The 3519-nt window shown below is 58.6% G+C and carries 3 protein-coding genes; 2 read left to right on the plus strand and 1 reads right to left on the minus strand.

The genetic code is table 11. The features are described 5' to 3' along the window. On the plus strand, positions 1–329 hold a 329-nt coding region (locus EN984_RS26960), incomplete at its 5' end, for an ATPase domain-containing protein (protein ID WP_348630238.1). Further along, complete coding sequence (locus tag EN984_RS26965; RefSeq protein ID WP_127272449.1) at positions 326–1381, plus strand: HWE histidine kinase domain-containing protein; 1056 nt, start codon at positions 326–328, stop codon at positions 1379–1381. The genes EN984_RS26960 and EN984_RS26965, both read left to right, overlap by 4 nt. Before the next feature lie 438 nt (positions 1382–1819). Here the strand turns inward: EN984_RS26965 and EN984_RS26975 are convergent. Next, positions 1820–3519: EAL domain-containing protein (locus tag EN984_RS26975; protein WP_127384080.1), on the minus strand; the 1700-nt coding region annotated here is incomplete at its 5' end.

Consider the following 3519-nt stretch of genomic DNA (forward strand, 5'->3'; position numbering starts at 1 on the left):
CCGGCTATCTGAATTCTCTTCCCCACCGGGAAAAGGCGGTTCTGGACATCCAGTCTCTCCTGAAACATCTCGCGCGCGCTGACGTGCTGACCATGCTCATTGTCGCCCAGCATGGTTTGCTCGGGCAGAACGTTGGGATCGACGTGGACGTTAGTTTTCTCGGCGACACCGTGCTTCTGCTGCGCATGTCCGAGCATGAGGGCCGTTTGAGGCGCAACATCACGGTCGTCAAGAAGCGCCACGGCCCGCACGATCTCGATGTCCGGGAACTGTTCATCGCGAGTTCCGGCGTTTCCGTCGTTTCCTACAATCCTCTGCCCGAGACGTGAACGACGTCGAGCGAAACGGGCTGGGAACACTGGATTGGGTGCTGATCTTGGCGCCTTACCGCAAGGATGCTGGTTACACCGCTTCCCTGCTGCAAGAACGTGGTCTACGGGCTCTAGCGGCGAGTCCCGAGGACTTAGAGGGTTTGCTTGCGCTATCCCCTGGAGTGCTGGTTGTTACTCACGAAGCCTTGAATCCTCAGGCTATCGCAACGGTTGAAAGTTTCCTTCAGGCGCAGCCGAATTGGTCGGAAATTCCAATCGTTGTTTTGTTGGACCGCGCGGCACAGCAGTCACGCATCCAAGCGGCGCTGAGTGCTGCTTGGCCACGTTCGCGTCAGATATACTATCAGCGTCCCGTGGCTGCGCTCGAACTGATAAGCGGAATCCAGTCGGCACTCCTCACCAGAATTCGCCAGCGCGACGTGCGTGACTATCTTGAGCGGGAGACGGAACTACGCCTTGAACTAAATCATCGAGTGAAAAACATCCTGGCGACCGTCATATCCATCTTCGATATGACCAGGCGCGGCGCGATCTCGGCAGAGGGACTTGCAGAAGACTTCAAAGGGAGATTGAGAGCCTTGTCGGATGTTCATTCTGCAGTTTTTGCTGCCGGTGGCGAGACAGTGGCCTTAACGAATGTAGCAAAATCGGTCCTCGCGCCATACCTTTCCAAGGATCAAACTGCCATCACGATCGAAGGACCCGAGGTGCTGCTTTCGCGCGATGCCGGTACAACTCTCGCCCTCTCGCTTCATGAACTGGCAACAAACGCCATCAAATATGGCGGCTTGTCCCGCCCCGAAGGCAGAATACGCCTGGAATGGAATATTGAGTCGAACTCGGAACCATTGCTGTCGTTGAGATGGACCGAAACAGGAGGACCAACCGTAGTCGAACCCTCGCGAGTGGGATATGGGACGCGCTACATGCGCGCTGCATTGACGAGTCTGTTCGGACAGGCTCCCGATCTCGACTTTGCGCCGGAGGGACTGCGTTTCTCGATCCGCGGCCTGCTCTCCCGCCTTGCATCCGATGGTCGGCTCGGCTGATTGCGGCAGCGCCTGCCATTGGGCAGCGGAAGTTCCAAACAGTATCGTGATTGCCAAGCCCTTTCTTCTACCGCAGATCATCAGCAGGAGCCCGCCACCGGGCGCCGCTCGCGAAGGAGCGACGCACCTTGCCAAGGAACTGGCAAGGGCGCTGCTTGCATCTGTGTCCGCCGAAAATCGGGGCCGCCTGCTTGGAGTTTTGCTGTTGGCGCGTTTCTCAGGAAACGGCCTATAGGTGCCCCTCTGGGCCGCCGGGAAATCACATAAGCGCATTGTCAGGCGTTCGCCCGCCTTGATCTGCCGTCGAAGCGATCCTGAAGTTCCTCTTTCGGCACGGGTCGAATTGACTCACGAGGAACCTTTGCTTTGGCTCACTTCGCCGGCACGCAAGGGCGGAGCACATTGGCGAACCGGCGCTCTGACGGAGCGGGCATGACCTTACCCCGCTGCCAACCATTTGCGCGATTGCACAAACGCCGTGAAAGCCTTGGCCTCCATTGGGCGTCCAAAAACATAGCCCTGCAGGATATCGCAGCCTAGTTCCTTCAGGATGCGGGCGTGGTCGTTCGTCTCGACACCCTCGGCAATGACTTCGATGCCCAGCGATTTGCCGATCTCAATGATGGACGAGACCAGTTGACGCTGCGGGATCGACTGGGTGACGGGCGTGATCAGTTGACGGTCGATCTTGAGCCGGCGCGGCTGCAGCTTGAGCAGGGACACTATCGAAGCATGGCCGGTGCCGAAGTCATCGATCTCGATGTCGATGCCGAGTTCCTTTATGTGCTCCAGGTTCCACGTGACCAGGTCGTCATTATCATCGAGGAAGATGGACTCGACCAACTCAAACGAAAGGGTTCCTTTCTTGATGGCAAGCTTGCGCAAGCCATGGATCAGATCCTTGTCCTCCAAGCGCTTGGCGGAGACATTGACCGAGACGTGCGGGATGTTGAGACCGCTGCTCGACCAGTGCTCGAAGTTCTCTAGCGCCTGTTCCAGGACAGCGCGATCGATGACTGCCACGACGTTGAGTTCTTCGGCCACTTTAAGATAACTTTGGGGGGCCAGGATGCCGCGTGTTGGATGCTTCCAGCGCGACAACGCCTCTACTCCGACGATCTCAAGCGTGCGGGCGTCGAACTGCGGCTGATAGTATGTTGTGAATTCGGCGCGCTCCAGCCCGCCCAGGATTTCGTCGGCAATTTGCTTGGTCCGCACGATCTCGCTTTGCAGCTCTTCGTCAAAGAACTCGTGGCGATTGCGACCACGGCGTTTGGCCCGGTAAAGGGCGAGATCGGCGTTGACCAGCAGTTGCCTGGGTTCGGTTCCGGCGGCGATTCCGATGCTCACTCCGAACCGGCACGGATTGCCCAGAAAATCGACCGGCCGGCGCATCTGCGTGATGATGCGGTCGGCGAGCGCGGAAAGTTGTTTGTCATCACGCCCATGGCTCACCACAACGAACTCGTCACCGCCGATGCGTGCAACAAAATCACCGGGAGTCGTGTTGACCTTGATGACCTTGGAGGCGTGCACCAGCATAGCGTCACCTGCTGCGTGGCCCAGCGTATCATTGATCTGCTTGAAGCGGTCGAGGTCCAGATGCAGCAGTGCCGTACGGGTATCCTTTTCCCCGTTTTCGGCAAGCAACTCATCGAGATAGCGACGGTTGGGCAGACCCGTCAGCGGGTCATGCAGAGCCACATGCTCGACACGCGCTTTGGCGACCTCAAGTTCGGCATTTTTCGATTCTGACAGCTGGCGCTCTCGCATGAGCGTCTCGTTGAGCAGCACGTCGCTGGTCACGTCCCACTCGGCGCCAATCATCTTTGGCGTGCCGCCGATGTCCTGGAAGAAGGCTGCGCGCGTGCGCACGTGGCGCGTGCCGCCCTCCGCAAGCAGGACTCGGTATTGCGAGGAATAGGGTCCTTTCCTCTCTGCGGCCGACTCGAACTCCTGGCGCGCCCGGTTGAAATCGTCGGGATGAATGGCCGAAGCCCAGTCGTCATAGCCGCGCGGTTTGCCATCGGCTGGCTTGCCGTAGATTTGGTTGACGCGGTGATCCCATAGCAGCTCTTTTGTGGCCAGGTCGTGCTCCCACACGCCGATCCCAGAAGCTTCCAAAGCCAGCTCAAGAC

Origin of the sequence: Mesorhizobium sp. M7A.F.Ca.CA.004.12.1.1 (genome assembly GCF_003997835.1) — a bacterium.
Lineage (GTDB): Bacteria > Pseudomonadota > Alphaproteobacteria > Rhizobiales > Rhizobiaceae > Mesorhizobium.